Origin of the sequence: Nocardiopsis sp. NPDC006198 (assembly GCF_040613895.1) — a bacterium.
Taxonomy (GTDB): Bacteria; Actinomycetota; Actinomycetes; order Streptosporangiales; family Streptosporangiaceae; genus Nocardiopsis; species Nocardiopsis tropica.
On the sequence record NZ_JBEXSY010000013.1, the window covers coordinates 1 to 24926 of the forward strand.

General features: G+C 73.5%; 25 protein-coding genes and 1 pseudogene. 11 read left to right on the plus strand and 15 right to left on the minus strand.

Annotated elements, in window-relative coordinates; genetic code table 11:
* Positions 1-192: 192 nt before the first annotated feature.
* Positions 193-1194, minus strand: coding sequence for a LacI family DNA-binding transcriptional regulator (locus ABZ234_RS11475; RefSeq protein WP_355011923.1), 1002 nt, complete (start codon positions 1192-1194; stop codon positions 193-195).
* A gap of 239 nt (positions 1195-1433) precedes the next feature.
* On the opposite strand from ABZ234_RS11475, the gene ABZ234_RS11480 reads away from it, so the two are divergent.
* From ABZ234_RS11480 to ABZ234_RS11495, 4 genes are read left to right on the plus strand one after another with little or no spacing between them, the layout of a single operon-like run.
* The gene (locus ABZ234_RS11480) at positions 1434-2717 is read left to right on the plus strand and encodes an extracellular solute-binding protein (protein ID WP_267945286.1); all 1284 of its coding nucleotides are present in this window, start codon (positions 1434-1436) and stop codon (positions 2715-2717) included.
* 38 nt (positions 2718-2755) lie between these two features.
* The gene (locus ABZ234_RS11485; protein WP_267945285.1) at positions 2756-3658 is read left to right on the plus strand and encodes a sugar ABC transporter permease; all 903 of its coding nucleotides are present in this window, start codon (positions 2756-2758) and stop codon (positions 3656-3658) included.
* 3 nt (positions 3659-3661) lie between these two features.
* Complete coding sequence (locus ABZ234_RS11490; protein ID WP_355011924.1) at positions 3662-4564, plus strand: carbohydrate ABC transporter permease; 903 nt, start codon at positions 3662-3664, stop codon at positions 4562-4564.
* 29 nt (positions 4565-4593) lie between these two features.
* Entirely contained in the window at positions 4594-5517 is a 924-nt protein-coding gene (locus ABZ234_RS11495) for a nucleoside hydrolase (protein WP_355011925.1), read from the plus strand.
* A gap of 128 nt (positions 5518-5645) precedes the next feature.
* On the opposite strand, the gene ABZ234_RS11500 is transcribed toward ABZ234_RS11495, so the two are convergent.
* Together ABZ234_RS11500 and ABZ234_RS11505 are read right to left on the minus strand one after the other, a co-directional pair.
* Positions 5646-6338, minus strand: coding sequence for a haloacid dehalogenase type II (locus ABZ234_RS11500; RefSeq protein WP_355011926.1), 693 nt, complete (start codon positions 6336-6338; stop codon positions 5646-5648).
* Positions 6339-6458: 120 nt separating this feature from the next.
* Positions 6459-7370, minus strand: coding sequence for a sugar nucleotide-binding protein (locus ABZ234_RS11505; RefSeq protein ID WP_355011927.1), 912 nt, complete (start codon positions 7368-7370; stop codon positions 6459-6461).
* A gap of 353 nt (positions 7371-7723) precedes the next feature.
* On the opposite strand from ABZ234_RS11505, the gene ABZ234_RS11510 reads away from it, so the two are divergent.
* Together ABZ234_RS11510 and ABZ234_RS11515 are read left to right on the plus strand one after the other, a co-directional pair.
* A complete protein-coding gene (locus ABZ234_RS11510; RefSeq protein ID WP_355011928.1) occupies positions 7724-8677 on the plus strand; it encodes a GNAT family N-acetyltransferase in 954 nt (317 codons plus the stop codon).
* 54 nt (positions 8678-8731) lie between these two features.
* Positions 8732-9232 (plus strand): hypothetical protein, encoded by a 501-nt coding sequence (locus tag ABZ234_RS11515; RefSeq protein WP_355011929.1) that lies wholly within the window; start codon positions 8732-8734, stop codon positions 9230-9232.
* Between the two features lie 205 nt (positions 9233-9437).
* Here ABZ234_RS11515 and ABZ234_RS11520 read toward each other — a convergent pair whose 3' ends face one another.
* The 3 genes from ABZ234_RS11520 to ABZ234_RS11530 all read right to left on the minus strand — a co-directional run bounded on the left by ABZ234_RS11520 (position 9438) and on the right by ABZ234_RS11530 (position 11674).
* Positions 9438-9809, minus strand: coding sequence for a VOC family protein (locus ABZ234_RS11520; protein WP_355011930.1), 372 nt, complete (start codon positions 9807-9809; stop codon positions 9438-9440).
* 66 nt (positions 9810-9875) lie between these two features.
* Positions 9876-10556 (minus strand): response regulator transcription factor, encoded by a 681-nt coding sequence (locus ABZ234_RS11525; RefSeq protein ID WP_355011931.1) that lies wholly within the window; start codon positions 10554-10556, stop codon positions 9876-9878.
* Entirely contained in the window at positions 10544-11674 is a 1131-nt protein-coding gene (locus ABZ234_RS11530; RefSeq protein WP_355011932.1) for a histidine kinase, read from the minus strand. The genes ABZ234_RS11525 and ABZ234_RS11530 overlap by 13 nt, the downstream gene beginning before the upstream one ends.
* Before the next feature lie 267 nt (positions 11675-11941).
* Here ABZ234_RS11530 and ABZ234_RS11535 point away from each other — a divergent pair, with 267 nt between their 5' ends.
* Genes ABZ234_RS11535 through ABZ234_RS11545 form a run of 3 tightly spaced genes read left to right on the plus strand, consistent with a single transcriptional unit; the run spans position 11942 to position 13502 of the window.
* Positions 11942-12106: a histidine kinase gene (locus ABZ234_RS11535; RefSeq protein ID WP_267945277.1), complete on the plus strand. Its 165-nt coding sequence runs from the start codon at positions 11942-11944 to the stop codon at positions 12104-12106.
* A complete protein-coding gene (locus ABZ234_RS11540; RefSeq protein ID WP_267945276.1) occupies positions 12103-12774 on the plus strand; it encodes an ATP-binding cassette domain-containing protein in 672 nt (223 codons plus the stop codon). The genes ABZ234_RS11535 and ABZ234_RS11540 overlap by 4 nt, the downstream gene beginning before the upstream one ends.
* Positions 12771-13502, plus strand: coding sequence for an ABC transporter permease (locus tag ABZ234_RS11545; RefSeq protein WP_355011933.1), 732 nt, complete (start codon positions 12771-12773; stop codon positions 13500-13502). The genes ABZ234_RS11540 and ABZ234_RS11545 overlap by 4 nt, the downstream gene beginning before the upstream one ends.
* A 110-nt stretch (positions 13503-13612) precedes the next feature.
* Here the strand turns inward: ABZ234_RS11545 and ABZ234_RS11550 are convergent, their stop codons facing one another.
* Both ABZ234_RS11550 and ABZ234_RS11555 read right to left on the minus strand, forming a co-directional pair.
* Positions 13613-14113, minus strand: a complete 501-nt coding sequence (locus ABZ234_RS11550) for a DinB family protein (RefSeq protein WP_355011934.1) — start codon at positions 14111-14113, stop codon at positions 13613-13615.
* A gap of 39 nt (positions 14114-14152) precedes the next feature.
* A complete protein-coding gene (locus ABZ234_RS11555) occupies positions 14153-14779 on the minus strand; it encodes a class I SAM-dependent methyltransferase (protein WP_344181927.1) in 627 nt (208 codons plus the stop codon).
* A gap of 87 nt (positions 14780-14866) precedes the next feature.
* Between ABZ234_RS11555 and ABZ234_RS11560 the strand changes: the two genes are divergently transcribed.
* Positions 14867-15457: an XRE family transcriptional regulator gene (locus ABZ234_RS11560; RefSeq protein WP_267945272.1), complete on the plus strand. Its 591-nt coding sequence runs from the start codon at positions 14867-14869 to the stop codon at positions 15455-15457.
* Positions 15458-15611: 154 nt separating this feature from the next.
* On the opposite strand, the pseudogene ABZ234_RS11565 reads toward ABZ234_RS11560, so the two are convergent.
* From ABZ234_RS11565 to ABZ234_RS11595, 7 genes and pseudogenes are all read right to left on the minus strand, one after another.
* Positions 15612-16210, minus strand: a pseudogene (locus ABZ234_RS11565) (hypothetical protein).
* Between the two features lie 199 nt (positions 16211-16409).
* A complete protein-coding gene (locus ABZ234_RS11570) occupies positions 16410-17144 on the minus strand; it encodes a DUF3159 domain-containing protein (RefSeq protein ID WP_355011935.1) in 735 nt (244 codons plus the stop codon).
* A 633-nt stretch (positions 17145-17777) separates the two neighbouring features.
* A complete protein-coding gene (locus ABZ234_RS11575) occupies positions 17778-17939 on the minus strand; it encodes a hypothetical protein (protein WP_355011936.1) in 162 nt (53 codons plus the stop codon).
* Positions 17940-18177: 238 nt separating this feature from the next.
* Entirely contained in the window at positions 18178-18909 is a 732-nt protein-coding gene (locus ABZ234_RS11580; protein ID WP_355011937.1) for an alpha/beta hydrolase, read from the minus strand.
* Between the two features lie 590 nt (positions 18910-19499).
* Positions 19500-20630 (minus strand): protein-L-isoaspartate(D-aspartate) O-methyltransferase, encoded by a 1131-nt coding sequence (locus ABZ234_RS11585; protein WP_355011938.1) that lies wholly within the window; start codon positions 20628-20630, stop codon positions 19500-19502.
* A gap of 794 nt (positions 20631-21424) precedes the next feature.
* Positions 21425-22204, minus strand: coding sequence for an SAM-dependent methyltransferase (locus ABZ234_RS11590; RefSeq protein WP_267950424.1), 780 nt, complete (start codon positions 22202-22204; stop codon positions 21425-21427).
* A gap of 155 nt (positions 22205-22359) precedes the next feature.
* Entirely contained in the window at positions 22360-23304 is a 945-nt protein-coding gene (locus tag ABZ234_RS11595) for a DMT family transporter (protein ID WP_355011939.1), read from the minus strand.
* 67 nt (positions 23305-23371) lie between these two features.
* Between ABZ234_RS11595 and ABZ234_RS11600 the strand changes: the two genes are divergently transcribed.
* Positions 23372-24916 carry a PLP-dependent aminotransferase family protein gene (locus ABZ234_RS11600; RefSeq protein ID WP_355011940.1) on the plus strand — a complete coding sequence of 515 codons (1545 nt, stop codon included), beginning with the start codon at positions 23372-23374 and terminating at the stop codon, positions 24914-24916.
* Positions 24917-24926: the final 10 nt, after the last annotated feature.

Genomic DNA, 24926 nt, shown 5'->3' on the forward strand with positions numbered 1-24926 from the left:
CGACGCCCCGATCTCGGGCCACTGGTTCTCGGCCCAGTTCCAGGAGCTGCTGGACAACGCCTACCCGCCGCTGAACTGACGCCTCCCCGCCCCTCCGAGGTGCCGAGGAGGACAACCGAACAGGACGCCCGTCCGCTCACCGAGCGGGCGGGCGTCCGCCACGGGAGCCCCGGGCGGCGCCCGGGGCGCGGCTCACGCTGATCCGGGGGCCGGCCCGCCGCTGGAGGCGCGTGCGACGAACTCGAAGCCCAGGACCTCGTGCACGGGGTCGTCGTTCACGGTGCGGCCCGCGAGGATCTCCACCACGCGCCGCGCCATGGCCTCCGTGGGCTGCTGCACCGTGGTCAGGGCGGGGATCGACACCAGGCAGTTGCGGGTGCCGTCGAACCCCACGACGGCCAGGTCGTCGGGGACCGTCAGTCCCGCCCGGTGGGCCGCGTACAGGACGCCGAACGCCTGCTCGTCGGTGGTGCAGTAGACGGCACGCGGCCGGTCCGCCCCGCTCAGCAGCGCGTAGGCGGACTCCGCGGCGTCGTGCCGTGAGATCTCCGAGCGGATCGTCCACGCACGCACGCCCTCCGCGCCCGCGACCGCCCTGTCGAAGCCCGCCCGGTGCTGCCGCGCCCCGGTGGACTCGACCGGGCCGTTGAGCAGCACGATGCTCCCGTAGCCGTGCGCCAGGAGGTGCTCGGTGGCCCGCTGGGCGGCGGCCTCGTAGTCGATGGTGATCGACGAGGCGCGCTCGCGGTCCGAGATCGGGTGCAGCGCGACGACGGGGATGCCGGCCTCGAAGAACTCGCCGAGGTCGGGTTCGTCGCACACCGAGACCAGCACGACCGAGTCGACCTGGCGCTCGACGAGCGAGCGGGTGTGGCGGCGCTCCTGCTCCGCCGAGAGCGCGGAGTCGGCGATGAGCAGCAGGTTGCCCCGGACCCCCGCGGCGTCCTCGATGGCGCGGGCCAGTTCCGCGAAGTAGGGGTTGCAGATGTCGGGCACGATCAGCCCGATCGAGTGCGTCCGGCCGCTGGAGAGGGAGCGCGCCAGCGCGTTCGGCCGGTAGCCGAGCTCGGCCGCCGCGTCGAGGACCTTCTGCCGGGTCGCCGGGGCCACCCCGCGCGGTCCGTCGTTGAACACGTAGGAGACCACGGCGGTGGAGGTACCCGCCCGTCGCGCGACGTCCCGTGCTGTCGCCATGCGGCACCAGTCCCTTCCGTTCTCCCTAGCGTGAGGGTAGCCGTCCCCGCGGGCGGCCCGGGTGCGGGGCCGCCCGGAGGGCGCCGGGTCACGAATCAGGCCCCCGACCTTGTCATTTACCGTTCACATGAGGTTTGCTAGCTTATATCTAAGCGCATAGATCGCTGACTTCCCGGTGAAGGCCTCCGCGACCCAGCAGTGCCGTGCGAGCCGGAACCCGCCTCGAAAGGTCACCGTCCATGAGAAAACGACAGAGAGTCCTGGCGTCCGTCGCCGGAGCGGCATCCCTGGCACTGATCGCGGCCTGCTCCCCGGGCTCCGGTGACGGGGGCGGGGACGGGACGATCCAGTTCCTCGGCCCGGAGGACCCGGCCTTCTTCGAGCCCCTCATCGAGGCCTTCGAGGCCTCCCACGAGGGCTACACCGTCGAGTACACCCAGGTGCCCTTCGACCAGTACAACAGCACGGTCCAGCAGCGGCTCTCCGCGGGCGACGAGTCCATCGACGTCTACGCGGTCGACCAGCCCCGCGTGCCGTGGATGGCCGCCCAGGGGCTCCTGGAGGACCTCTCCGACCTGGAGGACCGCGCCCGCGAGGCCACCACGGAGGGCCAGTACTCCACCGGGATCCACCAGGACAAGCTCTGGGCCCTGCCCGTGTGGAACTCCACGCAGCTGATGTTCGTCAACCAGGACGCCCTCGCCGCCGCCGACATCGAGGGACCGGGCACCGACCCCTCCGAGCGCTGGACGTGGGAGCAGACCGCGGAGGCGGCCGAGGCGGCCCAGGAGGCCGGCACCGAGTGGGGCCTGCTCCTGGAGCAGACCGACTTCTACTACCAGCTCCAGCCGCTCATGGAGTCCAAGGGCGGCGGGAGCGGGGTCGTCGGCGAGGACATGCTCGACCAGGACGTCGCCAACGCCGAGTGGGTCGAGGCCATGGAGTGGTTCGGCGCGACCTTCGAGGACGGGCTCTCCCCGCGGGGCGTCGGCACCTTCGAGACCAGCCCCCTCTTCTCCGGCGGGGACGTCGCCTTCTTCGTCGGCGGCCCCTGGGACCTGGGGGAGTTCGCCGACTCCGACGTGGACTGGACGGTCGCGCCGATGCCCTACTTCGAGGGCGGCGAGGAGGTCACCCCCTCCGGGTCGTGGTCCTGGGGCGTCAACCCCGCCTCGCAGGCCAAGGACGCCGCACGCCTGTTCCTGGAGTACGCGGCGCTGGACCCCGCCGGCAACCTCGCCAGCACCGAGCGCCAGACGATCATCCCGGCCAACACCGAGGCCGCCGAGGAGTACCTGCCGCGCATGGACGCCCTGGCGGGCGACCGGAGCGCCGGAGCCGCCGACCTCATCTCCCACGAGGTGGCCAACACCGGGGTGGTGCGGCCCGTCACGGTCGGCTACGCCCAGTTCGAGGAGGTCATGAACACGGCCTTCGCGGACATCCGCAACGGCTCCGACGCCGCGTCCCGGCTGGAACAGGCCGGGGAGCAGCTCGAAGACGCCTGGGCCCCGCTGCGATGAGCGGTCCCTCCACACGGGCCGGGGACGGCGGGCGGGCCGTGAGCGCCCGCCCCCGGCCCGGCCACTACCGGCGCCCGTGGTGGCGCGGGACCGCGGCGGTCGCGCTCGCGTTCCTGCTGCCCTCGCTGGTGGCGCTCACCCTCCTGCGGCTGCTGCCCGGCGCGACGGCCCTCTGGGAGAGCCTGCACCACACCTCCCTGCTGTCCGGCAGGAGCTTCGTCGGACTCGGCAACTACCTCGACCTGTTCGCCAACGCCGACTTCCGCGGAGCGGTGGCGGTGACCCTGCTCTTCACCCTGGTGGTGAACCCGCTGCAGGTGGCGGTCTCCGTCGCGCTGGCGGTGCTGTACACGCGCCGCCGCATGGCCGGCTCCAAGGTGTGGCGTGCGCTGGTGATCCTGCCGATCGCCACCCCGCCCGCGGTCTCCGCCGTGGTCTGGAGCGTGATCTTCCGTCCCGAGGGCGGGCTCGCCAACGCCCTGCTGGCGGTGGTCGGACTGCCCCCTCAGGGGTTCCTGACCTCGCCCGACCAGGCGCTGGCCTCGATCATCGTCCTGCTGTCGTGGATCGGGGTCGGCTACTGGATGCTGTTCCTCATCGCGGGGATCAACGACATCCCGGCCGAACTCTACGAGGCGGCGGAGCTGGACGGGGCGTCGCCGGTGCGCGCGTTCCTCAACGTCACCCTGCCGATGCTGCGCAGGCCGCTCTCGTTCGTCCTGGTCGCGGCCACCGTCTCCAACCTGCTGGTCTTCGCGCCCGTGCAGATCCTCACCGGGGGCGGGCCGGAGGGGTCCACGAACCTCCTCATGTACGACATCTACTCCCGCGCCTACTCGCTCGGCGACATGGGGCGCGCCCAGGCGGAGGTGGTCGTGCTGGTGGTGATCACCCTCGTGATCGTCGCCGTCCAGTTCCGCATGCTGCGAAGTGAGGACTGAGCGATGCCGACGAACACCTCCTCCGGCCCCGGGGCGCCGGCCGCCCGGGCGGACCGCCCCGCAGGGCGGACACGGCGGCGCCCCCGCACACGGAGGGCCCTGATCACCGCCACGGGCGCCGTGGTGGGACTCGTCTTCGTGGTCCCTCTGCTCTGGGTGCTCACCAACTCCCTCAGGCCGAGCGCCGACACGTTCCGCTTCCTGTCGCCGGTCGGCTGGGAGACCTTCCTGACCCTGACACCGGCCCTCGACAACTACACGGCCCTGGTGGGGACGGGCCTGGGCCGGGGCATCCTCAACTCGCTGCTCATCAGCGCGGTCACGGTCGTGGTGGGGCTGGTGCTGTGCGCCACGGCCGCGTTCGGGCTCTCCGCGCTGCGGTTCCGCGGCCAGGGCGCGGTGTTCGCGGTGATCGTGGTCAGCTTCCTGATCCCGTTCGACGCGATCGCCATCCCGCTCGCGGACCTGTTCCGCGACTGGAACCTCCAGAACACCTTCACGGGGCTGATCCTGCCCGGCCTCGGCAACGGCATGGCGATCTTCATGCTGCGCAACTTCTTCCTCGCCATCCCGGAGGAACTGGTGGAGGCCGGCCGCCTGGACGGCCTCAGCTGGTGGGGCGTGTTCTGGCGGATCTACCTGCCCCTGTCCAGGCCCGCGCTCATGGGGGCGGGCCTGATGCTGTTCCTGTTCCAGTGGCAGGCCTACGTGTGGCCGCTGCTCATGGGGACGGACGCCGAGCACGTCGTCGGCCCCGTCGCCCTGGCCAACATGCAGGGCCAGTTCAGCGTGGACTACGGCCTGATGTTCGCCGGGTCCGTGGTGCTGATCCTGGTGCCGCTGGTCGTGATCCTCTCCCTCCAGAAGTACTTCATCCAGTCCGTCTCGACCTCGGGGCTCAAGTGAGCCCGTCGAACCACACGAAAGGCTCCTCCATGCCCGCCGCCCCTACCGCCCGCTCCGTCGTCCTGGACACCGACATCGGAACGGACGTGGACGACGCCATGGCGCTCGCCCTGCTCCTCGGACTGCCGGGGGTGGACCTGCTCGGGGTCGCGACGGTGTACGGGGACACCGCGCTGCGCGCGCGGCTGGCCCGGCGCTACGGTGCCCTGGCCGGGCTCGCCCTGTCGGTACGCGCCGGGGAGGGGAAGCCGCTCTCCGGCCGCGAGGTGTGGTGGGCGGGGCACGAGGGGTCGCTGCACACGGGCCTGGACGGGGAGGCCTACGAGGACGGGTCCGCCGTCGAGTGGCTGGTCCGCACGGTGGCCGAGCGGCCCGGGGAGGTCGACGTCCTCGCCATCGGTCCGCTGACCAACATCGCCCTGGCGCTGGAGGCCGATCCCGGCTTCGCGGAGAACGTGCGCACCCTGTGGGTGATGGGCGGCGCGTTCGACGACGTCGAGAGGACCGAGCACAACTTCCGGAGCGACGCCCTGGCCGCGCACCGGGTCTTCTCCTCGGGCATCCGCGCCGTGGTCACCGGCCTGGAGGTCACACGCAGGGTGAAGGTGCTGGAGCCGCACCTGCGCCGTCTCGGGGCCGCGGGCGCGCTCGGCGGCGCGCTGGCCGCCGACATCGACCAGTGGTGGAAGTTCTGGGACGAGCAGTGGAACGTGCCCCACGACCCGGTGGCGGTCCTGAGCATGGTCAGACCGGAGCTGTTCACACTGTCCGAGCCGGGCACGGTCCTGATCGAGACGGAGGGGGAGGACGCCGGGGCGAGCGTCTTCAGGCCCGGCGGCGGCGGTCGGACCCGCCTGGTCCGGGACCTGGACACGGCCGAGGTCCCGGAGGAGATCGTGCGGGGGATCGTCGCGGCGGGAACCGGGCGCGAGCCGGCGGCGGCAGAGGCCTGAAGCCGCCCGGGCTCCCCGGGAGGGGATGACGGGGGCCTGTGCGTCCGGGGCCGCTGCGTTCCACGGCCACCGGGTGCGGGCCCCCGTGCTGCGGGGGAGCGCCACGCGCGGGCCCCGGTGCCGCGGCCTCAGGCCGCCCCGAGGGCGGTGGCCAGGTTGTCGAGGCTCTTCGCCTCCAGGTCGAACGCGTCCGCCGCCCCGGGCGGGTCCCCGACGGGGCGTTCGACGTAGGCGGTCCTCATGCCCACCGCCTGGGCGCCCCGGAGGTCCCAGGCGTGGGCGGCGACCATGAGCAGGCGTTCCGGCGCGCAGCCCGCGTTGGCGATCGCGAGCCGGTAGACGTCGGGACGGGGCTTGTAGCTGCGCGCCTCCTCGGCCGAGAGCACCTGGTGCCAGCGCAGACCGGCGTGGGCGCCGATGCGGGTGAGCGCCGCGCGGCTCGCGTTCGACAGACCCACCACCGGGAAGCGGGAGGCGATCCTGTCCAGTGCCCGGACGGAGTCCGGCCAGGGGTCCAGCCGCTGCCCGGAGGCCGCCAGCGCGCGGATCGCTTCGGCGTCGCCGACACCGGCCCGGGCCGCGACGCGCGTCGCCGCCTCCAGGTCGAGCACCGTGCTGTCGGCGTAGGCGCGGCGGCCCGCGAGGATCTCCCGCTGCTGCTCGTCGACGTGTCCGTGCCACAGGGCGGCGAGCTCGCCCACCCCGGCCTCGTCGGTGTCCGGGAGCCGTGCGCGCAGGCCGCGCCTGAGACCGGCGGGTTCGTCGACCATGGTCCCGAGGATGTCGAAGACGACCACGTCGATGTCGGGGTGGGGTGTCAAGGGAGTCGCTCCTGGGCGTCTCGGCCCGCGCGGTCCGGCGCGCGGGGCCCCGTCGGAGGGGCGCGGGGTTCGGCGCTGTGCCGGGTTCGCGGGCGAGCATAGTGCGCCGGTTCCCCCGTGTCAGGCGCGTTCGTCCGACCTGCCGGTCCGCTGCCGGTCCCGGGCCTGCGAGCCTGCGGCCGGGCGCCGACCCCCTGCCGCGAGGAATTCGCGGGCCCCGCGCAACGCGGTGCGCAACCCGCGTCTGGTCGCTCTGCCGTCCAGGCGTACGTCCAGCGGCCCGGGGACGCCCGAGCCCGCGCGCCGCCCCGAGGGCAGGGACGAGGGATCGAGGCCGTCGCGGCGTGCGATCAGGACGCCCAGCTCGTGGCGGCTGACGGCGTCGGGTCCCGTGACGTGGCGGACCCCGGCCTGGTCCGACCACGCCAGTTCCAGGAGCGCGTCCGCCAGGTCCGAGACGTGGACGGGACAGCGGACCACGTCCGTGAACAGGACCCCCTCGCGGCGCCCCGCGCACAGCTCGTGCACCATCGACTCGTGGACGGAGTCGCCGTCACCGATGATCAGTGAGGTCCGGGCGATGACGGCCGCGGGGGCGAGCAGCCGGATCGCGGTCTCGGCGGCGGCCTTCGCGGCGCCGTACGGAGTGGTCGGATCCGGGGCGGCGGACTCGTCGTAGCGGACCCGGGCCCCGGAGAAGACCGCGTCGCTGGACACGTGGACCAGGCGCGCGCCGTACCCGGTCGCGGCCACCGCTGCCCGGACGGCTCCCTCGGCGGTCGTCGCCCAGTCGGATTTCCGGTGGGCGGCGTTGATCACGGCGTCGGGCTCCGTCCTGGCGATCACCGCCTCGATCCCTCCGGGCTCCCGGAGGTCGACGGGGAGCCACACGGCCCCGGTCCGGTCACCGGGCCGGGTCGCGAAGGTCGCCGCGACGGCGTGGCCGGCGGCTGACGCCCGGCGGACCAGTTCACCGCCGAGGAAGCCGCTGCCGCCGATGACGAGCAGGGTCATGGCGAGCGGCGGAGACACGGCCGCGCGGCCTCGGCGGGAACTTCCCTCACACGTCCTCCTCGTGGCGCCCGGAGCTCCTGTCCGCCTCCGGTCGGGCCGTGTGCGGACTGTCGATCCGCGGGGATCCGCACGGCGGCCCTCCCATTGTGGCGGGTGAACCCCTCCCACACGAAGCATGACGGGGATTCGCCGCCCGACGATGTGCTTCAGCGATGCCGCGTCCGGGTCGCGGGACCTGGAGCGCCCCCGTCGGCTCCCGGCCGCCCCGGCGGGCTCCGGCGCGGAGAGGCCCGCCGTGCTGTCGACCGCCGCGGGGCGGGCCCCGGAAAATGGCTCGACGGCGGCGCGGAGCCCTGCCACAGTGACGCGGTATGACGAACCCGGAACTTCTGACCGCCGCGGACGTGCGGCTCATGCAGGGTCTGGCGCAGCGTGTCACCGCCGTCCGCCCGGACCTGGTGAACAGCGACGCGTCGTTCGGCGAGCTGGCGTGGAACTGGGGCAGGGGGCACGCCGCCGTCGGTGCGAGCTGGCGGCGCCGGCTGTGGTTCTCCGGCGGGGAGCTGGTGGCGTGGGGCTGGGCCCACCTGCCGCGCCGTGTGGAGCTGAGCGACGGGTCGGTGAAGGACGTCACCAGCACCTATCTGGCGTACCAGGTGCATCCCGACCATGCCGGGCTGGTCGACGAGGTGATCGACTGGTACGACACCACGGCGGCCGGTCTCGAGCGCTCCGTGCTGCCGGGTGCCGCCGACGGGTTCGCCCTGCGGCGGTGGACGGAGCACGGGTACACGACCGATCCGGCCTCCCTCGGCGACACGGGGGACTGGACCCAGCTCAACGTGCGGGACCTCGCCGTCGTGGAACAGCCGGTGCTGCCGGCCGGACACCGGTTCCGCACCGCCGACGAGGCCGGTCCGGAGGCCGCGGTCCGGGCCCACCTGGACGCCTGGGCCCCCTCGGCGTACACGGCCGAGGGGTACCGGGGCGTCCGGCAGACGGACGGGTACCGCGGCGACCTGCACCTGCTGGTGGAGGCGCCGAACGGGACCATGGCGGCCTCGGCGATCATGTGGCTCGACGAGGCGAACAGGACCGTCGAGTTCGAGCCCGTCGGGACGCACCCGGACCACCGGCGCCTGGGGCTGGGAAGGGCGATGCTTCTGCACGGGATGCTTCTGGCGCGGGCGGCCGGGGCCGTTCAGGCGACGGTCGCCTGCCTGGGCGCGCCGGGTCATCCCGGGGCGCGCGGACTGTACTACAGCGTCGGGTTCCGGGAGTTCACACGGGACGCGCCGCTCGTCAAGGCCGGGACCCCGGGCTGAGGAGCGGTCGTTCGGGCAACCACCGGACCGTCCCATTGATGAGGGAGGAACACCGTGCAACGGCGCCCCTTGCTGTTCGTCGACGTCGACGGCCCGCTCAACCCCTACGACCGCGGCAACCGCAGTGCCCGACGCGCCGGGTACGTCCGCCACAGCATCGAGGGGTTCACGGTCAAGCTCAAGCGGGCCCACGGCGCCGCACTCCTCGCCCTGCCGTTCGAGCTGGTCTGGGCGACCACCTGGAGGGACGACGCCAACACCCTGATCGGCCCCCGCATCGGCCTGCCCCGGCTACCGGTGTGCGAGTTCCCTTCCGGCGACGAGGGGGCGCCGGAGCCGGTCCACTTCAAGACCCCGGGCATCGTGGGGTACGCGGCGGGACGCGCCTTCGCGTGGATCGACGACGAGGTCACCGGAGCCGACCGCGCGTGGGTGGCGGAACGGCACGGCGGACCGGCGCTGCTGCACCGGGTAGACCCGGCGGCCGGTCTGAGTGCGGCGGACTTCGGGGCGCTGGCGGCATGGGCGGAGGACCCCGTCCCGCCGGCACCCTGACCGCACACTCCCGGTCGGCCGGACACCCCGGGAACCACGCGACGTTCCGGGCGCACCGGCGGAGGACCCGCGGTCCCCGGACCGCGGAGGTCCTGGACCGCGGAGGTCCTGGGCCGGCGACGCCGCCCTTCGAGACGGGGGACGCGCTGCCGATCGCGGATCGGCGTCAGGGCCCCGCCCGGGGCGCCGGGGGCGCGGCCCCGCTTCAGGGGGACCCGTCGCGCCCGTGCAGCAGGCAGAACTCGTTGCCCTCCGGGTCGGCCAGCACCGTCCACCGGGCGTCCTCGGGCTGTCCCACGTCCACCGTCACCGCACCCAGCCCCCTCAGCCTCTCCAGCTCCTGGGCCACCGTCAGTCCGCCCGTGACCCTCAGGTCCAGGTGCAGGCGGTTCTTGACGGTCTTGCGCTCGGGCACGGGAAACACGTCGATCCCGATCCCGGCGTCCCCGGACGGGGCGAGGACGATCCCGTCCTCCTCCTCTTCCACGATCGGCCAGTCCAGGACACGGCTCCAGAACCCGGCCACGGTCCTGACGTCGATCGCGTCGATGGCGACCACTGCGATTCGGCTTCCCATGGCCGGGACCCTACAGGACGGCCCCGCGGACCGGCCGCACGCTCCCCAGGTGTCCCCGGGGCGGACCTACCCCCGGCCCCCGTCGCCCAGCCGCGCGTCGCGCACGGCGTTGGCGACGAGGACCCGGTTCGGGGCGTCCAGCTTGGCCATCACCCGGCCCACGACCGCCTTGACGTTGCTGACGCTCATGAAGAGGGCCTCGGCGATCTCGGTGTTGGACAGGCCCCGGCTCACGGCGAGCGCCACCTCGCGTTCGCGGTCCGAGAGCACGGCCACGCGCTCCCGCGCGCCGCCCAGCGCCTCGTCCTCGGTGCTCCCGACGGCGAGGTCGATGAGCCTCCGGGTGGCCGCGTCGGCCAGGTGCGGGCGCCGCCGGTGGACCGCGAGGACGCCCTCGACGAGTTCGTCCGGGGGCGCGTCCTTGAGCAGAAAGCCGCTCGCGCCCGCGCGCAGGGCGCGGACCAGGGCGCGGTCCGAGTCCAGGGTGGTGAGGACGAGCACGGGCGGCGCGCCGGGGGCGCCGCGGATGCGCTCGGTCGCGGCCACCCCGTCGGTGCCGGGCATGCGCAGGTCCATGAGGACCACGTCGGGGGCGTGCTCGGCGACGACCCGCACCGCCTCCTCGCCGTCGCCGGCCTCCGCGACGACCTCGACCGGCCCGCCGCCGAGGAGCAGGCGCAGGCCGCGCCTGACCATCGGGTCGTCGTCGACGACCACCACGCGTACGGGTTCGCTCACGGCGACCATGGTAGGCGCACCCTCAGCTCGAAGCGGTCCTCCGTCTCGCCCCAGTCCAGGGAGCCCCCGCAGATGGCGGCGCGCTCGGCCAGCCCCACGAGCCCCACCCCCGGGTCCGGCGCGCCCTCGGCGGGGGAGTGGGGGAGGGGGTTGGCGACCTCGATGAGGACGGTCCCGCCGGCCTCGGGCACGACGCGCACGTCCACCGGTCCGGGCGCGCCGTGCTTGCGGGCGTTGGTGAGGGCCTCCTGGAGGATGCGGTAGGCGTGGCGGCCCACGTTCGCGGGCGCCGGGAGGCGGCCGCTCACCTCGTCGTGCACCCGCAGCCGCACACCCGCCCTGCGGTTCTCCTCCCACAGGCGTCCGAGCTCGTCGAAGGTCGGCTGCGGCCGGTCCCCGTGCCCGTCCTCCGCCGAGCGCAGGTCGGAGAGGACGCCGCGGACCTCCGCGAGCGACTGGCGGGTGTTGGTGAGGATCTCCCGGGCCAGGGCGTCCCGGTCGGCGGGAGGGAGGTCCGGGCGGTGGGTGAGCGCGGAGGCGTTCAGCGAGATGAGCGTGAGCCGGTGGGCCAGTACGTCGTGCATCTCCCGGGCGATGCGGTTGCGCTCCTCCATCCTGGCGTTCTCCACGCGGAAGCGCTGCTGCCGCTCGGCGTCGAGTGCCCGCTCCCGCAGCACGCGGACCAGGTCGACGCGGGCGCCCCGGTAGGCCGAGGCCGCGGCCAGGGCGGCGACGGCGGCGGCCACGAGCAGCAGCTCGACCCACAGGGGCCCGATCGGGCTCACGGGGGACCAGGGGTTGTGCAGGCACAAGGCCAGGGCGGCGGCGAAGACCCCGCACAGGGGCACGACCGTCCGCCACCTCCTCCCCGAGGCCTCCCGGGCGACCGCGAGCGCGGCCAGTCCGGCGGAGGCCGACGACACGGCCGGCGCGGCGGCGACCAGCCACGGGGCCCAGGGGCGGTCCCCGAACCGGCGGCTCCCCGCGATGAGCACGGCTCCCAGTGCGGCGTCGGCCGCCAGGAGGGGCCAGGGAACGGTGATCATGTTGCCGAGGTAGGAGTCGGTGGCCGCGAGGGCGGCGAACACCACGGTCGACCAGGGGGCGAGACTGCCGAGAATCCTCACGAGCACACCGTATAGCCGCTGTTCACCGGGGTTGTCCGCAGCGGCGGACCTCCGGGGAAGCGGGTACCGCGGTCCTCCCCGGACGGTACCCGCGGCCACCCCGCCGGTACCCGGGTACACGCCTCCGGGCCCTCGGTCGGCCCCGACCGGGACCCGGGGCGGCGGGCCCGGCACCCGGGACACTGCCCTCCGCGGCGGCGCCTCCCTAGCGTGATCGGTGCTGCCCCGGAACACGTCCGGGGTACGACCACGACGACAAGGAGTCGCATGTCAGCGGTGCTCTTGGTCGCGTCGATGATCGCGTTCGCGGGCGCGGTCACCATCGCGGCGGCCCGTTTCCTCTCTCCCGGCGGGACGAAGGGGTACGCCCTCCCCGGCGCCCTGCTCCTCGTCTACGCCGTCCTCTTCGGCCTGTGGATCGTGATCCCGTGACCCTGCTCGACATCCGCGGCGTCTCCATGGCCCACGGCCGCCACCAGGTGCTCCGGGACGTCGACCTGCGGGTCGAAACCGGCCGGGTGTACGGACTGCTCGGCCCCAACGGCTCGGGCAAGACCACCCTGCTCAAGTCGGTCCTGGGCGCCAACGACCACACCGGAGCCGTCGAGCACGCCAGGGGTCTGCGCATCGGCCGCCTGATCGAGTACCCGGCGTTCTACGGCAGCCTCTCCCTGCGGGAGAACCTGGAACTGCACGCCCGCTACCTGGGGACCCCCCTGGGCGAGGTCCCCGGCCTGCTGGAGGAGGTCGGCCTGGGCGGCCGGGCGGACCTGCGCTTCTCCCGCACCTCCCTGGGCATGCGGCAGCGGCTCGGCATCGCCCGGGCGCTCCTGGGAGAACCCGGCCTGGTGCTGCTGGACGAGCCGACGAACGGCCTGGACCCCCTCGGCATCCGCGACATCAGGGAGCTGATCCGGGCCGTCCAGAGCGAACGGGGGACGAGCATGATCGTCTCCAGCCACAACCTGACCGAGATCGCCTCCCTCGCCGACCACCTGCTGTTCATGCGGGAGGGCCGGATCGTCCGGCGCATGGACGCCTCCGAGGTCCGGGGCGACCTGGAGGAGCTGTACGCCGCGATCCTGGGGGAGGGCGCATGAGGACGCTGGTCGCCAACGAGGTCCGCAAGATCCGCAGGGAGAGGTTCGTGTGGGCCGTACTGGTCCTGAACCTCGTCCCCTTCGCCCTGGTGGTCGCCAACCACGCGGTGAACGGCGGGGAGCCCACCCCGGACCGCTTCTACTTCACCTTCCACAACCAGTACACGATGGTCCTTCCCCTGGTGGTGTGCGCGACCGTCGCGGCCTGCTTCCACACCGAGTTCAGGAACGGCACCTACTTCGAGTGGCTGACCTGCGGCCGCTCCAGGCCCGCCCTGTGGGCGGCGAAGCTGGCCGTCGCCTGCTCCCTGGTGGTGCTGATGGCGGCGGTGAACCACGTGGGCCTGGTGGTGTTCTTCCTGGTCGAGAACCCCGGAGCCGGGATCCTGCGGATGAGCGCCGCCTACTGGCTCCTCGTCGGCGTCTCGATCGCCTCCGTCGCGCTCCTGTGCGCCCTGCTGACGCTGGTGACCCGCAACGTCGTCATCGTGAACGTCTTCGGGATCGGCCTGACCGTGGCCACCCTCGTGTTCATGGCCGCCGACTTCTCGTACGTGATCCCCACGTGCTTCGCCTACCGGATCAGCCTGGGCATGATCGTCCCCGACGCGGCCTACCCGGACCCCGCGCAGGCCCTCACCGCGGGCTGGGCGGTGACGGCCCTGTCCCTCGTGCTGCCGCTGGCGGCCAACCTCTGGCTCGTCACACGCCGCCGGTACCTGCGCTGACAGGGGACTGCCGTGCGGCAGCGGACCGGCCAGGGGACGTGTCCCGGGCCGGTCCGCCCGTGCGGCGCGGCGGTGCGCCCGGGCCGGGGCGCACGCGCCGGGAACCGGGATCAGCGCCCGGTCGCGCCGTCGATCTGCTCGCGGAGGATGTCGGCGTGGCCGGCGTGGCGGCCGGTCTCCTCGATCATGTGGACGAGGGCCCACCGGACGCTGGGGGCGGGACGGCCCGGCCGGGTCCGGGGGAGCGGGGCGCCGAGGTCGGCGCACCCGTCGAGAACGGCGTTCGCGCGCTCGACCGTCCTCTCGTAGCGGGCGACGACGTCGGCCACGCCGTCCTCGGGCCCGGCCCGGAACGTCGCCTGCCAGTCGGTGACCTCCTGTCCGAGGAACATCGCGCCCTCGACGGAGGCCAGGTGGTCGAGCAGGCCGAGCAGGTTCGTGCCGGAGGGAACCCCGGCCGACCGGACCTGCGGTTCGGGGGCGCCGGCGACCTTCGCGGCCATCGAGGCCCGCAGGTAGTCGAGGAACCCGCGCAGGACCTCGGCCTCGCCTCCGCCGGTCCGCGGCGGAGGGGTGTCGCCGCGGCGGTCGCGGCGGTGGAGGGTCGGCACGGTGGCCTCCTTCGTCGGTGGAGCGGTTCCCTGCACCGGTCAGGCGGTGCGGCGGACGATCAGGACGTGGTCGGTGACCTCGGCGGTGCTCCCGTCCGGACCCGTCGCGATCCGGCGGGGGGCCTCGGCCCGCTCGACCGTCCACGACGCCGGGTCCAGGGCGATGCCCTCGGCGACCTCCTGCGGGGACGGGAACCGGGCGTCGGGGTCCTGGTTCCACGACCACGGCGCGACCGAACCGTGGTCGACGACCAGGAGCCGCCCGCCCGGACGCAGCGCGTGCGCCGCCGAGCGCAGGACGGCCGCCCGGTCCAGGGCGAAGAAGGTCTGGAGGTAGTGGGCGCTGACCAGGTCGAACCGGCCCTGCGGGAAGGACGCGTCCAGGTCGTGCCGCTCGGCGGCGACCAGGTCGCCCAGGCCGTGTGAGCGGGCGAGGCCGGTGAGGCGCTCGACCGCCACGGCCGAGATGTCCACGGCGGTGACCTGCCACCCGCGCCGGGCGAGCCACAGTGCGTCACCGCCGCCTCCGCACCCCAGGTCCAGCACGCGGCCGGGCGGCAGGTCCGCGACCACCTCGGTGAGGCGGGCGTTGGGTTGCGGGTCGGTGGCCGCGGGATGGGACGAGTGGACGTCGTTCCAGAACGTGACCGCATCGGTGGTGTCCATAGGGGCTCCTTCAGTCGGAATGCTCCCAGTCTCACCGCACCCACCACGATCTGGCACGAAAACTTGCGGTTCTGGCAACATGGCGGGATGGACCGTGAAACAGAAGACGTTCTCGACGTGGTCGGACCCCGACTGCGCGCGCTGCGACGCGAGCGCGGCATCACCCTCGCCGACCTCGCCGCGACGACCGGGGTCTCGGAGAGCACCCTGTCCCGGCTGGAGAGCGGCCGGCGCCGGGCGACCCTGGAACTGCTGCTGCCGCTGGCCCGCACCTACGACGTCCCCCTGGACGTCCTGGTCGGCGCCCCGCGCACCGGGGACCCCCGAATCCACCTGAAGCCGATCCGCCGGTTCGGAATGGTCTTCGTGCCGCTGTCCAGGAGGCCGGGAGGCACGCAGGCGTTCAAGATGGTCATCCCCGCCGTGCCCGCCCCGCTCGAACCGACACCGCAGACCCACGAGGGGTTCGAGTGGCTGTACGTGCTCAACGGGCGCCTGCGGCTCGTGCTCGGCGAGCGGGACCTGACGCTGCCGCCCGGCGAGGTGGCCGAGTTCGACACGTCTCAGCCGCACTGGCTGGGCAGCGCCGACGGCGGGGCGGTCGAGCTCCTCATCCTGTTCGACCTGCAGGGGGTGCGCGCGCACGTGCGCACGGGTACCGCGTCCCAGGGCAGCTGAGACGCGGTCGGGGCCGGGGCACGGCGCGGTTCGGGGCCGGGACGAACGCCCGGGCGGGAGCCTCCGGCCGCCCCGCTCCCGGGGGCCGGGAGCCGCGCACGGCTCGGGCCCGCTCCGCGGCTCACCGCAGCCCCGGAGCGGGCCCGAACACTGCTCAGAAGAAGAACCCCGCGACGCCCCGACCGGCCGCGACCGCGGTCCGGCACCAGTCCATGCAGGACTCGGCGGCGCTCAGGACGGAGGGGTCGAGGGCGGCCCTGCGCTCCTCGGTGACGGCCCCCACTGTTCGAGGGCCTTCCGGCACTCGGTGAGGCTCCACTCGCCGTAGCACGGCTCGAGCTCGGGTTCGGGAAGGGGTGAGGGTACACGGCCGAAGCTGAACTCCTCGACGCCGACCGCGGTCACCCCCAGCTCCGCCAGGCCCTTGTCGACCGTCTCCAGCCACCCGGACCTCATGGGGGTGAAGTCGTTGTTGAACAGGGAGCGGCCGTGGAACTCGCAGATCCACTTGTAGGCGTAGCCGTACACGAAGCCGTACCGCTCGTCGAAGGGGCCGCCCTCGATGACCGCGCGGATCGCGTCGCGGATGGAGGGGCCGCCCTCGTCGGAGACGTGGGAGAACTGGTCGTCGAACCCGCTCAGGTGCTGTTTGAACCGGCCGCCGATCATCCGGCGGAGCTTGTCGTCCTTCGACCCCACGGAACCGTGCAGGACGTCGAGGTCGACCACGTATGTCGTCAGCGAGTAGCTCATAGCGGGGAAGCTATCGCCCGGCGACGACATCGGGGAGCGGAGGTCGGTGCCGGTGGTCTCCGGGGTCCGGGGGAGCGAACCCGTGCCTGTGACGCCCGTTTCCGTCGGAGCGCTGCATCCCATGTCGGTCCTCCTCGTCCTCTCCTGTGCCCCTCCGGGGCCGGCCCGGTCCCGGCGCCGGATCCGGTGTCGGCTCCGGTCAGTCCTGCGCGGTGGCGGTGTCGGTCTTGACGAGGCGCTTGGTGGAGCGGCGGAAGGCCCAGACGACGGCGACGGCGGCCAGGGCGGTCAGGGGGAAGCCGGTCACGGTGTCGGCGATGGCCAGGCCGGCGGTGGAGTCGGCGACGTAGAGCCACTGGCGGACGATGAACCGGCCGGCGAAGACCGCGGTGATGGCGAGGGTCGCCAGGTCGTGCACGAGCAGGGTGGGACGGTCCTCGCGCCAGGGGTGGGCGCCACCGTGGACGGCGTTCCAGATCAGACCGGTGATCGGGCGGCGGACCAGGAGGGAGAGGAGCGTGATGACCCCTCCGGCGAAGGAGGCCCAGATCCCGATGAGGAAGAAGTCGTTGGCCGAGCCGGTCATGGCGGAGACGCCTCCGGCGGCCGCGACGCCGAACACCCCGCCCAGCGCGGACATGAGCTTCTCGCCGCGCCACATCCGGAAGACGGCCAGGACGGCGGCGATGGCGATCGCGGTGCCGATGGCGGCCATGAGCGACATGAAGGGGACGGCCAGGGCGAAGGCCACGACCGGCAGGGTCGTGTAGACCATCCCGGAGGGGCCGCCCATCCCGTCGAGCACGGCCTGCTTCAGGTCCACCGGCTGCTCGGGGGCCTCGTCGGCGCGGTCGGGCCCGGGGGCGGGGGGCGGGGTGAGGCCGGGGGAGGTTTCGTGGGTGAGGCCGGTGTCGAGGTCCTTGGCTGCGGTCATCGCGTCCTCCCGGTGGGTTCGTCGTGAGTGGTTCTGTGCCGCTGTGGAACCAGTCAAAACCGTGCCGTTGCGGCATGGTCAACCTGCTCGTCACGAAAAGTCCCCGGGCGCGACGGTGAGTGACACCCTCTCCGGGTTCCTGACCTGCGGAGACCCTGGGCGATGAAAAAACCGAACTTTCCGTCGATCCCTGACGGTTCTCCGCCGCGTCCGTGCAGGGGAGTACGGCCTTTCGGTCACGTCCGCCCCTCCGGGCCCGCGCGGCGCCCCGGTCCCAGGACTGCGCGGCCCGTTCCGGCGGAGCCGGACGCGTGGGCCCGGAGCCGAGCGGAGCGGGGGTGTAACCCCTTTCCGGACGCTCTGGAGATCCGGTGCCTGTGCGGTGGGCCTCAGCCCGCTTCGAGGTGTGGGGGTCGCGTGGCTCGTTTCACTGCCGCCCTCACAGCGCGCCCTCATCGGGATGGTGCTCTACCGGCTGGTCGACGCCGGGAAAGGCCGAGCCGTACCGGCGGCTGTGGGGCGAGGCTGACATGCCGAGGGGCGACGTCGAGACGGTCGCCGGCCAGGCCTGCATGGAGGTGCCGCAGGGATGACGGAAGCCCGCCCCCAGGGAAGCGGGGCGGGCTTCGGTGTCTACATGAGTTCAGCGCGCCGAGCCAGGGCGTGGAGAGTGATGACGCCGACGGCGATCAGGGCCCAGATGGCCCAGGCCCACCACACTGCGCCCGGCAAGAGGGTGATCAGGGCGAGGGCGAGCGTCGCCCACGAAATCCAGACCCACGTTTTCGTACTCATGGTCTCCCTCGGGGGTTGGGGGTCAGGTGAGAGTCCACGCCGGATCATAGTCCGGGTGGTCGGTGTAGGGGGCGGGCGGGAATCCGGAGACGCGCCGCCCCGACCGGCTGGTACCACCGCGGTCGGGGCGGTCGTGCATCTGCTGGCCACCGCCATCGAGGAGGACCGGGACCTGTCCTCGATGAGCGGCATCTGGCCGACAGCTCCTATCGTCTGCTGTCGGCCTGGCGGGTCGGCCTCACTTCAGGTGCCGGGCGAAGAACCGGTTCCCGGCGTCCCCCTCGAACTGTGGGACGCCGGTGTGCCCGCCCATATTGGCGTGCAGCGTCTTCTCCTTGGAATCGAAGGCGTCGAACAGGTCCAGGGCCAGCTGCCGGTCGTTTCCTTCGTCGTCCCACTGCAACAGGACCTGCAGCGGAACGGTGACCTGCCGAGCTTCCTCGAACATGGTGCGGGGCACAAAACTTCCGGCGAACAGAAGGGCTGCCGAGATGCGCGGCTCGACCACCGCCAGCCGGATGCCGATGGAGATCACTCCTCCCGAGAACCCGACCGGGCCGCCGATCTCGGGCAGCGAAAGGAGGGCGTCCAGTGCGGTCCGCCATTCCGGGACCGCCTTCTCGACCAGCGGGAGGACGAGCCGGTCGACGGTCTCGTCGTTGACCGGCTCACCGGCCCCTAGCGCCCGGAGCAAGTCGGCGCGGGCCTCCTCGGCGGCGGCCGAACGAGGCCGGTCACCGCCCCCAGGGAGCTCGATGGTGGCCGCGGCGAAGCCCTCCGCCACGGAGTGCCGGGCCCGCTCCGCGAGCCGGGGGTACATCTTGCGCAGCCCGCCGGGGTGGCCGAGCAGGATCAGCGGGGCCGGTGCGGATACGGATCCGGGCGTCCACAGGATGCCGGGGATCTCGCCGAGAGTGAATTCGCGCTCGCGGACGCCTTCGTCGAGGCGCTGTTCGGAAGTGAATCGCACGGTCGTGCCTTTCAGGAGTGCTCTTGAACGGCGCTCCCGGACGACCTATCGTCCGACCATGACCCCGGAGGGGAGCACCCATGTCGATACTGTGTTCACGGGTACCACCTCCTCGCTCTCCGGCACGGCCTCCGGAAAAGTAGCAGTGGTCGCCGTGGTCCACCAACGGGTTTTTGCGGAGGCTCCGGGGCCCGCCGCGAAGGCGATCACGCTCAGCCAGCAAGTTCCAACGGATCCACAGCCGCTCGCTCAACAAGTGCTGAGAAGGTCAAGGGCATGAGCGCCTGTCCCCAAGGACGGGTTGCCGTCGTATCCGGGGTGGGGTCCGCCCAGCTGGTAGAACTCGCCCCGCCCGTGTGAACCGCGTACCGCCGGCCTGGCGCGCAGCTCGGCAGCCGGGGCGGTCGGGACCACCTGGAGGTCGGGCGGTTCGTGAGCCCCACATGTGGGGATCGCGCCGTGGTCCACCGGGTTCGGCTCGCGTGGCGGGACGTGTCAGCCCTCGTGGCCGGGGGAGGTGTTCAAGGGCTGCTGGGTCCGGCGACGTCATGGAAGGCCCTGCCGGTGCCGGTCCGGAAGGGCTCTTCCCGTCAGGGGGGCGGGGCCACCCGGTTGTCGGGCTCGTCGATCCACACCTGGTGGCCGATCGCGGTGACGGTGAGCCCGAACCGGTCCCGGCCGGGCATCCCCCATCCCGCCCACGTGAGGTAGGCCCTCTCCACCTCGTCCCACAGGTCGCGCGGGCCCCTCTGCTCGACGCCTGTCCGTGCGTAACCGGGGTCGTAGGCGATGCGTGCCTGGGAGGAGCCGTCCCACATCCACACCTGGAAGGCGCCCTCCTCCCCGTCGGCTCCGTGCGCCTGGACCCCGGGGACCATGGCGCTGACGGTGACGTGGGCCCCCGGCGCGGCGCGCATGACCCGGCGGGGGTCGAGCAGTGTCGACCCCTCGCGCCAGCCCTCTCCGTCGAAGTCGGGGCCGGCGGGGCGCTGGGCCCGCATCAGCATGTAGGTGCTGCCGCCCGCGAACCGGCCGACGGCGCGGCTGTCGTCGAGGACGGTGAGTCTCACCCGGTGGCCGTGGCCGAACCCGGGCACCCACGGCGCGACGACGGTGCCGCCCGGCCGGGTCTGCTCCACCCAGGCCATCGGGACCTCGCGCACGCCGCAGGTGGCGTGAACCCCGTCGTAGAGGGCGCCCGACTGCCAGCCCAGTGCCCCGTCGCCCGTGACGAGGGTGGGGGTGAGGCCTATGCGTTCCAGGTTCACCGCTGCCTGCCGGGCGACCTGTTCGTCGACCTCGATCGAGGTCACGGCGTCGGCGCCGAGCACGGTGGACAGCAGCGCGGCCGTCCACCCGGTCCCGGTGCCTATCTCCAGCACCCGGTCGCCGGGGTAGGGGTCGAGCAGTTCGAGGAAGGCGGCCACCATGCCCGGCGCGGACGCGGAGCTGGTCCCCGTCCCGGTACCGAGGGTCAGATCGCCCTCGCCGTCGTCGAGCTGGGTGACGACGGCGGTGTCGGTGTAGACCGCCGCACGCCAGGCGTCGGGGGCCCGGCCCCGGTCTATGGGGTGGGGCGGAGCGCCGTCCGTGGGAACCGCCCAGGCCCGGGCCGGGACGAACTTCTCACGCGGTACGGAGCGCAGTGCGTCGCGCCAACGCGGTTCGGTCAGGTACCCCGACCGTGTCAGCGCGTCGACCAGGTTGTCGGTCCCGGGCATTACTTCGGCTTCTCGCGGGTTCCGCCGCCCGGAGGCGGCGTGTCCGGGGACTGCGGCGGCGGTTCGTACGGCTTGCTGGGCTTGGGAGCACCCTGGTGCTTGGCCGTCATGGCACTGTCCTGTCGCTCAGAGAGAGGATTCAGAGTGACGGTAACTCACCGTGACTGATCTGTCAGTGGACCGGCCGATGCCGGACAGCGCGGGTTGCACCGCGTTGAGCAGGGGTACCGCCGTCTTCTGGGCCGGCTCACTCGCGAAGGCCAGATCCTTGAGCGTCCCTTCTTCGCCGGTGTGAGCCCCACGCGCGTCGGGATGGGCCGTCGTGCTGCGCCGGACCCACGGGCCCGGCGCCGACGGCCTTCTCCCGCCGCGCCTCTGGTGTGGGGAGCGGCCTTCTCGGTCGGTGGGATGTCGGGAGAGGGGGGTAGGGCGCGTTCTGGGAGCAGCAGAGGCAGGACTCCCCGCAGGCGGCCGGCGCGCCGGAGCCGACACCCTCACCGACGCCGGCCTCACGGCAGGAGGTCACGGCCACGGCCTCCGACGCGGCACGCATCCGCGCCTACAGCGTCAGTGGCGAGACCGCTCTGACCGTCCACATCTACCTGGGAGAGTGCACGTCCGGCCATGTTCCGGCCAGTGCTCGGGAAGAGGAGCAGAGGCGCTGCCCCTGACCCCGGCACGAAGGTCCGGGTGGCCGGCCGGGGCCCGGGTCGCACACCGCCGGGCGCACACCGCCGCGCCGCGTCCCGAGGCCGGTCGGGACACGGGCGGCACCGCAGGTGCGGGAGCGTGTGTCAGGGCTTGCGACCCACCCCGCAGTGCTCGTCCACGTCGTTGGCCGAGCCCACCTCGGTGGGGTCCGGCCGCCAGCGGGGACAGGAGACCACCCCGGGTTCGAGCAGTTCCAGGCCCTCGAAGAACGCCGCGAGCCGTTCGGGGGTGCGGTTCACGCGGGGACTCCCGCCCGAGGCGTTCCACCGGCGCACCATCGCGTCCATCTCCTCGGGGTGGATCACGTCGGTGTCGTCGGAGACGACCAGGAGGCTCCCCGGGGCCAGGGCCGCCATGAGTTCGGCCACCAGGACACGGGCCTCCCCGTCGTCGGTGACGTGGGCCAGCACCCCGGCCAGGACGAGCGCCACCGGCCGGGAGAGGTCCAGGGTCCGGGCCGCCTCGCGAACGATCCTTCCCGTCTCGCGGATGTCGGCCCCCACGTAGCCGGTCGCGCCCTCCGCGGTCCCCACGAGCAGGGCCCGTGCGTGCGCCAGCACGAGCGGGTCGTCGGCCACGTAGACCACGCGCGACTCCGGGGCCGCCGCCTGCGCGATCACGTGGACGTCCTGCGCCGTGGGCAGCTCGCTGCCGACGCACAGGAACTGGCGCACCCCGTGCTCGTGGACCAGCCGGGTGATCGCCCGGCGCAGGAAGTCGCGGGCGGCCCTGGCGATCTCCAGGACGTGCGGGTTCGTCTCCAGGATCTCGTCGGCGACCGCCTTGTCCGCCGGGTAGTAGTCCTTGCCGCCCATCCAGTAGTTCCAGACGCGGGCCGACTGCGGCACGGAGGCGTCGATCATCGGGGGGCGTGCCTCGGAGGGGGTCACATGCGGCTCGCTTCTGTCCTCACGGGTCGACCGGGGGAGGGGACCCTGTCCGGTCGAACAGAGTGGCACAGCGCGGGAAGCCCTGCCACCACGGGACTCCAGTGTCTCAGGCGAGCTGCGGCGGACGGCTACCGCCGCCCGGGACCGGCCGCCGTGCGGCGCCTCAGGGGGGCGAAACCGACGGCCAGGCCGAGTCCGATCACCGCCATCCCCAGCCAGGTCCCGGCCGTGGGGAGGGGCGCGCCGAACAGGGCGCCGATCAGCGCCGCGGCCGGTGCGGCCGCGCCCGCGGCGAGCCCCGCGCCGCCCGCCCCGATGCGCCCCACACCCGTGAACCACAGGACGAACGCCAGCGCGGTCGCCACGACCCCCAGGTAGGCGACCGCCCCGAGCGACGCGGGGGTGAGGAGCAGGCCGAGTTCCGCGCGCTCGGTCGCGGCGGACAGCCCGGCGAACACCAGCGCGGCCACGGCCGCGGTCGAGGCCGTGTAGCTCCACGCCCCCATGCGCGGCAGCGCGGGTGCGCCGAACAGGTTGAGTCCCGCCTCCAGGGCGATCAGGGACAGGGCCATGAGGATGCCGAGGGCGTCGGCGGTGCCCCAGCCGGTCACCGCGACCGCTCCGAGGCTGACGACGACGGCCCCGGCGACGAGCCGCCGCGACGGGCGCTTACCGCGGGTGAGCGGACCGGCCACCGACAGGACGATCGGGATGCAGGCGACGGCGGCGCCCAGGACGGCGGGTTCGGCGTGCGCGGTGCCGATCACCACGGCGATGTTGAAGCCGACCAGGCCCGAGAGGGCGCCTCCGGTGACCCAGAGGAGGTCGCGGCCCCGGGGGAGTACGAGGCGCTTGCCGAGCAGGCGGGCCAGGGCCGCCACCGTGAGGGCGGCGACGGCGTACCGGGCGCTCTGGAGGCCGAACGCGGGGAGTCCGGCGGTCGCTCCGATGACCGCGACGCTGCTGCCCAGCAGGGCCATGCCGGCGAGGGCGGGCCACAGCCCCCACAGGATGCCGGGGGAGCCGGGGGCGGGGCGGGGGCGCGGGGAGGGCGGGACGGGCGTTGTCTGCATGCGGTCCAGACTGGCCCCTCCTTGGTCCCTCCGACAGGGCCAAGTCCGGCGCAATAGAGTGGTCCAAATGAGCCAGGGTTCCGACTTCCTCCAACTCGACGCCGCCGGGGTCCCCAGGGGCGGGCGCACCGGCTGGCTGGCCTCCGCCCTGCGCGAGGCGATCGGTACCGGTGTCCTGGGGCCGGGGGCGCGCATGCCCGCGACGAGGGCCCTGGCCGAGGACCTCGGCTTCGCGCGCGGCACCGTCGTGGAGGCCTACCGGCGCCTCACGGAGGAGGGGCTCCTCGCCGCCAACCGTGGAGCCGGGACCACGGTGGCGGCGGGTCCCGTCCTCCGGAAGACGGCGCCCGGTGTGGCGCCCCGCACCCGGTCCGGGGCCGGCGACCGCCCCGGAGCTGGGGGAACAGGCGGCCCCGCCGCCGCACCCTCCCCCGAACCGGGTCGACGGCCCGGGGAGGGGCCCGGGCGGACGTCCGGTCCCGGCGTGAACGCACCGGGTCCCGGACCCGGTGGTGGCGCTCACGGCAGCACCGCGCCCGCCGAGGTCACGGACCTCTCCACCGGTCTGCCCGACCTCGCGGCGTTCCCGCGCGGCGCGTGGCTGCGGGCCGAGCGCGAGGTCCTGGCCACCGCGACCGCCCGCCAGCTCGGTTACGCCCCGCCCCAGGGCACCCCCGAACTGCGCGTCGAACTGTCCGCCTGGCTGGCCAGGTCGAGGGGCGTGGACGCCCCTCCGGAGCGGATCGTCGTGTCGGCCGGGGTGACCGGGGCGCTCAGCCTCCTCGCCCAGGTGCTGCGCGACCGGGGTGTGGAGGAGGTGGCGCTGGAGGACCCCGGGGCCGACGGCAACCGCCGCATCCTGGGCTACTGGATGGACCGCGTCACGCCGGTCCCCGTGGACGGCGAGGGGATCGACGTGGCCGGGCTGGCGCGCACCTCCGCGACGGCGGTCGCCGTGACCCCCGCGCACCAGTTCCCCACGGGTGTCGTCCTCTCGCCCGGCCGCCGGCGCGACCTGGTGGCCTGGGCGGGGGAGCGGGACGGGATCGTCATCGAGGACGACTACGACGCCGAGTACCGCTACGACCGCTCACCGGTCCGCGCCATGCACTCCCTCGCCCCGCACGCCGTCGCCTACACCTCCAGCCTGTCCAAGACCCTGGCCCCGGCGCTGCGCCTGGGCTGGCTCGTCCCGCCGCCGCGGCTGCTCGACGCGGTGGTGGAGCGGCGCTGGGCCACCGACCTCGGCTCACCGGTGCTGCCCCAGCTCGTCCTGGCCGCCCTGCTGAGGGACGGGACGCTGGCCCGGCACCTGCGTTCGATGCGTACCCGGCACCGGGCCCGCCAGCGCGCGGCCGTCGCGGCGGTGCGCGAATACATGCCCGGGTGCCCGGTCCTCGGGGTGGCGGCCGGGGTCCACCTGCTGGTCATGCTGCCGGACGGGGCGGACGACGAGGAGGTCGCGGCCCGCGCCCTGGACGCGGGGGTCGCCGTGCAGCCGCTGAGTCGCAACCGCTCGGCGCCCGGCGCTCCGGGCCTGGTGGTCAGCTACGCGGGCCACGATCCGGAACGGCTCCGCGACTCCGTCGCGCGGCTCGGCCGGGTCGTCTGAGGGGCGGTAG

Bases quoted from the DNA above. Each gene is read 5' to 3' on its own strand.
- ABZ234_RS11585 (WP_355011938.1), bottom strand. From the start codon at position 20,630: ATGCCCGGGACCGACAACCTGGTCGACGCGCTGACACGGTCGGGGTAC.
- ABZ234_RS11480 (WP_267945286.1), top strand. From the start codon at position 1,434: ATGAGAAAACGACAGAGAGTCCTGGCGTCCGTCGCCGGAGCGGCATCC.
- ABZ234_RS11520 (WP_355011930.1), bottom strand. From the start codon at position 9,809: ATGGGAAGCCGAATCGCAGTGGTCGCCATCGACGCGATCGACGTCAGG.
- ABZ234_RS11570 (WP_355011935.1), bottom strand. From the start codon at position 17,144: ATGACCGCAGCCAAGGACCTCGACACCGGCCTCACCCACGAAACCTCC.
- ABZ234_RS11595 (WP_355011939.1), bottom strand. From the start codon at position 23,304: ATGCAGACAACGCCCGTCCCGCCCTCCCCGCGCCCCCGCCCCGCCCCC.
- ABZ234_RS11545 (WP_355011933.1), top strand. From the start codon at position 12,771: ATGAGGACGCTGGTCGCCAACGAGGTCCGCAAGATCCGCAGGGAGAGG.
- ABZ234_RS11555 (WP_344181927.1), bottom strand. From the start codon at position 14,779: ATGGACACCACCGATGCGGTCACGTTCTGGAACGACGTCCACTCGTCC.
- ABZ234_RS11510 (WP_355011928.1), top strand. From the start codon at position 7,724: ATGACGAACCCGGAACTTCTGACCGCCGCGGACGTGCGGCTCATGCAG.
- ABZ234_RS11575 (WP_355011936.1), bottom strand. From the start codon at position 17,939: ATGAGTACGAAAACGTGGGTCTGGATTTCGTGGGCGACGCTCGCCCTC.
- ABZ234_RS11525 (WP_355011931.1), bottom strand. From the start codon at position 10,556: ATGGTCGCCGTGAGCGAACCCGTACGCGTGGTGGTCGTCGACGACGAC.
- ABZ234_RS11490 (WP_355011924.1), top strand. From the start codon at position 3,662: ATGCCGACGAACACCTCCTCCGGCCCCGGGGCGCCGGCCGCCCGGGCG.
- ABZ234_RS11560 (WP_267945272.1), top strand. From the start codon at position 14,867: ATGGACCGTGAAACAGAAGACGTTCTCGACGTGGTCGGACCCCGACTG.
- ABZ234_RS11495 (WP_355011925.1), top strand. From the start codon at position 4,594: ATGCCCGCCGCCCCTACCGCCCGCTCCGTCGTCCTGGACACCGACATC.
- ABZ234_RS11535 (WP_267945277.1), top strand. From the start codon at position 11,942: ATGTCAGCGGTGCTCTTGGTCGCGTCGATGATCGCGTTCGCGGGCGCG.
- ABZ234_RS11600 (WP_355011940.1), top strand. From the start codon at position 23,372: ATGAGCCAGGGTTCCGACTTCCTCCAACTCGACGCCGCCGGGGTCCCC.
- ABZ234_RS11590 (WP_267950424.1), bottom strand. From the start codon at position 22,204: ATGATCGACGCCTCCGTGCCGCAGTCGGCCCGCGTCTGGAACTACTGG.
- ABZ234_RS11475 (WP_355011923.1), bottom strand. From the start codon at position 1,194: ATGGCGACAGCACGGGACGTCGCGCGACGGGCGGGTACCTCCACCGCC.